Annotated in this window: 3 protein-coding genes and 2 pseudogenes; 2 read left to right on the top strand and 3 right to left on the bottom strand. The window is 59.0% G+C overall.

Features of this window, described 5'->3' with window-relative positions; all coding sequences use genetic code 11:
- A partial coding sequence (locus IVA80_RS30915; RefSeq protein ID WP_247438564.1) for a transposase domain-containing protein occupies positions 1 to 206 on the top strand: 206 nt, incomplete at its 5' end.
- Positions 207 to 759: 553 nt separating this feature from the next.
- Here IVA80_RS30915 and IVA80_RS30910 read toward each other — a convergent pair.
- Positions 760 to 939 (bottom strand): annotated as a pseudogene (locus tag IVA80_RS30910) (IS5/IS1182 family transposase); the annotation flags it as partial.
- Positions 940 to 1277: 338 nt separating this feature from the next.
- Positions 1278 to 2558, bottom strand: coding sequence for a crotonyl-CoA carboxylase/reductase (gene ccrA, locus IVA80_RS30905; protein ID WP_247438566.1), 1281 nt, complete (start codon positions 2556 to 2558; stop codon positions 1278 to 1280).
- Between the two features lie 793 nt (positions 2559 to 3351).
- On the opposite strand from ccrA, the pseudogene IVA80_RS30900 reads away from it, so the two are divergent.
- Positions 3352 to 3884: pseudogene (locus tag IVA80_RS30900) on the top strand (IS5/IS1182 family transposase); the annotation flags it as partial.
- A gap of 9 nt (positions 3885 to 3893) precedes the next feature.
- Here the strand turns inward: IVA80_RS30900 and IVA80_RS30895 are convergent.
- Positions 3894 to 4099: transposase domain-containing protein (locus IVA80_RS30895; RefSeq protein ID WP_247438564.1), on the bottom strand; the 206-nt coding region annotated here is incomplete at its 5' end.

Genomic DNA, 4099 nt, shown 5'->3' with positions numbered 1-4099 from the left:
AAAACGCGCTCTTCGCCGGACATGAAATCGGGGCGGAAAACTGGGCTTTGCTCGCCTCGATCGTCGCCACCTGCAAACTCAACGACGTAAACCCTGCTGCCTACATCGCCGAAACACTCGAGGCGATCATCGACGGCCATCCCCACAGCAGGATCGAAGACCTCATGCCGTGGCGATTCCGCAAAGCGTCAACCCCGCATCAATAGGGTGACGCCTAAGCGCTTACCCTGAAGGATGCCGGCGATGTTCTGAAGATGCCGCGCCGGATGTCGGGATGGCCCGCCGCCAGCCACACTCGAACTCCCCTAGGAACCGGAATCATCGCCGATCCAGAGCCTCGATGATCCGGCGAAGCGCTATAACGTCGATGCCGCCGTTGACAATAATGCACCACCCGCCGGTTAGCTCGATCTCAATCCGTCGCTCGGTTGAATGTGCCGCCACGCTGCGCCATGAGGCGTCGGGGAAGCCGCAGGCTCACCTTCAGCCACAGCTGTCCTGAATTTGGTCCGGTTCGTCGAGAAGGCTCTTCGCCAAGTCACCAGCAGAGAACGCGACAAGCCATATCGTCGCGCCGTCGCTGCTACCAGACGCGGCTCTGACATGCTTTCCAGAACACCTTCTCCTCCTCAGAATAACGCCGCCGCCGGCCCGTCTCCACCACTCCAATCAATTCAGCGCACTGATCGTATGACTGTCCAATACGTACAGTTCTCAACCAGGCCGACTCGCCGCAAGGCGACTCTCCTCGGAAGCTTACACCTCAGAGGCATGGAAGGAATAATCCTTCCAGCCGCGCTGGCGCTGCTGCTGCGAGTGGATCTGCGTGGCCGGCCAAGCATGCTCTGGAACTGGCCGGCCCTCGGTTTCGCGGCGGACGTCGCGGATGACCCGGCCCGACCGGCTGCGCAGGGTACGCAACTGCTGCCGATACCACCTGATGAGCGCTTCGAGCCGCTCGCGCTTATCGGCGCCCAATCGCACAACGCATCCATTTACCGAAATCCTCTTCAGCCATGATTCCTTCCGCCGCCAATAGTGGCGGCAAAAGCAAATGACTGAATCCCTTCAAATTGGTTGAAGCCAACGACTAGCCGCCCCTATCGGCTCTCGGTTAGCGTGACATCAGCCTCGAACGGCGGCGATCTCAGGCCGTCATCGCCACTTCCGCCATAGCTCGACCAAGCTCTGCAACAGCGACGCGAAACAGCGCGAATCTCATATTGTGAGGTCGAATTCAAGAGGCTGGTTGCCTAGGCCACGCGACGGGGCTGCAATCAAGTACCGGCCGCCTCGAGGATATCCCTAAAATTTCGTAGGCCCGCCCGCGGCGCGTTAATCAGAACGGCCATGTTTCCTGGCTTGTGCTGGTTCTCCCACATCTTTGTGTGGGCTCGGGCGATTTCTTTCCACAAGAAGACCTCGCTCATGCAGGGGTCGATGCGACGATCGACTACAAGCCGGTTCGCCGCACTGGCCTGTTTGAGATTGGCAAAATGCGATCCTTGGATTCGTTTCTGGCGCATCCAGACGTACCGAGCGTCGAACGTAATATTGAGCCCCGTGGTCCCCCCGCAGAATACAACCATGCCACCGCGCTTAACGATAATGGTTGAGACTGGGAACGTCTGTTCACCTGGATGCTCGAACACGATGTCGACATCGCGCTTTCCCGAGACATCCCAGATTGCTCTGCCAAACCGCCGAACTTCGTGGATCCAGGTTTTGTATTGCGGCGAATCTATCTTGGGCATTGTGCCACAGCAGTTGAACTCTTTGCGGTTGATGACGCCCTTGGCGCCGAGCGCCAGAACGTACTCGGCTTTACTGGCATCGGAAATAATGCCAATCGCATTAGCACCAGATGCTGCGGCGAGCTGCACCCCGAACACCCCGAGTCCACCCGACGCGCCCCACACTAGCACGGAGTCGCCTGCTTTGAGGACGTGGGGCACGTGCCCGAACAGCATCCGGTAGGCTGTTGCGAGGGTTAGTGTATAGCAAGCTGCCTCCTCCCAGGTGAGATGCTCCGGCTTTGGCATCAACTGTCGCGATTGCACACGGCAGAACTGTGCGAACGAACCGTCAGGGGTTTCATATCCCCAGATCCGCTGGGACGGTGAGAGGAGCGGTTCGCCCCCATTGCAATCCTCGTCATCGCCGTCGTCCTGGTTACAATGAACGATGATCTCGTCACCGACCTTCCAACGCCGAACCTTCGCTCCTACCGCCCACACCACCCCGGCCGCGTCAGACCCGGCAATATGATAATGAAATTTGTGCATGTCGAACGGTGAGATTGGTCTGCCCAAGCCAGCCCAGATTCCGTTGTAGTTGACGCCGGCAGCCGCCACGAACACGAGTACCTCATCGTCGGCAATCGGCCAAGTAGGCACGATCTCAACGAGCATTGACGCCTCAGGAGGCCCGTGGCGTTCGCGGCGTATGGTCCACGCGTACATGCGGGCGGGGACGTGTCCAAGCGGCGGAATCTCACCAACTCCGTAGACTTCCTTCGGAGAGGATGCTGGTGGCGGCAGTTCCTGTGCAATGGTCAAAATGGTGATCCTCCCTCGACATTGTCAGTCGTCAATCTCGGCACAACACCGATCGCTCCTGCCCCATACCATGCGCCTGACATCCGAACCACGTACCGGCAAAAATACGCCGACAACAAGCGGGCATGAACGAGAGTCGGCGTGTCAACCATAAGGCCTAAAGTGTCCCTCAGGTCAGTGTGCCAACAGGGGGGACACAGACCGGCTTCAGAGTCTACCGAAACATTGGGCAAATCGATTGGCATCCGGGCAAGGTCGCTAGGACAACATCGGTCGCACGACTGACAAGGAGAACGAGGCACGCTCTCGCAAATACCAAGCCACGCTGAAGTATCCACACGAGCAATTACACAGCTATTCCAATGATCGACATTGGTCGCCCGGTTTGTTCGTACCAACACCACAGCTCATCGAAGCGCCCGCTACTTATACAGCTCTTCGCAACGCCTTAAGCAAAGAGTGTGCCACCTTGGGTCTGGGGGAAATAAACACCTTTAAAGGTGATAATCCGCTCGGCTACAACAACGTACCGTTTTCGCAGGAATGGACGTCCCAGTGCGTCTAGAAATGCACACGTGTCTCTCGTTGGAAACAAAACAATTCCGCACGTGCGTTGGAAACAAAACAATTCCACACGTGCGCGGCGGCCTCTTAGTCGCGGCTCCTCCGATAGTAATCTGGCACACCAGCCTTTAGTGCCGACCAGTCATCAAGAGAGCTCAGAACAGAAGACATGCCAAATACCGGTCCTCTGCCCGGGTGTGGCTCGGAGCAAAGTCTCCTGGACGCGCAACAGCGGCAGTTGCACATCCTGCGCAGCCGGCTAGGCTGAATCGTCCGCGACATCCGCCGCAAGATCGAAGGTCAGGCTGCGCTCGAGGAGGCGTTCGCCCTCCCGCTTGGCCCGGGCAGATCCGCTCGCAGCAGCAGCGCCAGCGCGTCACCAACAACGGCGGGCTCCCGCTCCCGGTGGTCTGTTCGTGCTACATGCCAGGGCGATGCCCGATAACCCACGACGGGCCACCCCCTGCGGGACGTCATCGACCGCACCTAGACACTCAACGGCTGTGCCATCGAGTGCGCCTACGTCGGAAAGGGATACCGCGGCCACGAACGGGGCAAAATCCCCGTCGCGTCTTCATCTCCGGCCAGAAGCGAGGCGTCTTCCGTGTCGTCAAGCGCGAGCCGCGCCGCCGCTCCGCCATCGAGTCCATCATCGGACACCTGAAAGCCGAAAGTTACCTCGGCCGCTGCTATCTCAACGGCCGCGCCGGCGATGCCGCCAACGTCATCCTCTCCGCTGTTGGCTACAACTGTAAGCGCTTAGGCGTCACCCTATTGATGCGGGGTTGACGCTTTGCGGAATCGCCACGGCATGAGGTCTTCGATCCTGCTGTGGGGATGGCCGTCGATGATCGCCTCGAGTGTTTCGGCGATGTAGGCAGCAGGGTTTACGTCGTTGAGTTTGCAGGTGGCGACGATCGAGGCGAGCAAAGCCCAGTTTTCCGCCCCGATTTCATGTCCGGCGAAGAGCGCGTTTT

Origin of the sequence: Bradyrhizobium sp. 139, from assembly GCF_023074175.1 — a bacterium.
Classification (GTDB): domain Bacteria; phylum Pseudomonadota; class Alphaproteobacteria; order Rhizobiales; family Xanthobacteraceae; genus Bradyrhizobium.
This window is presented reverse-complemented; position numbering and strand designations above follow the sequence as displayed.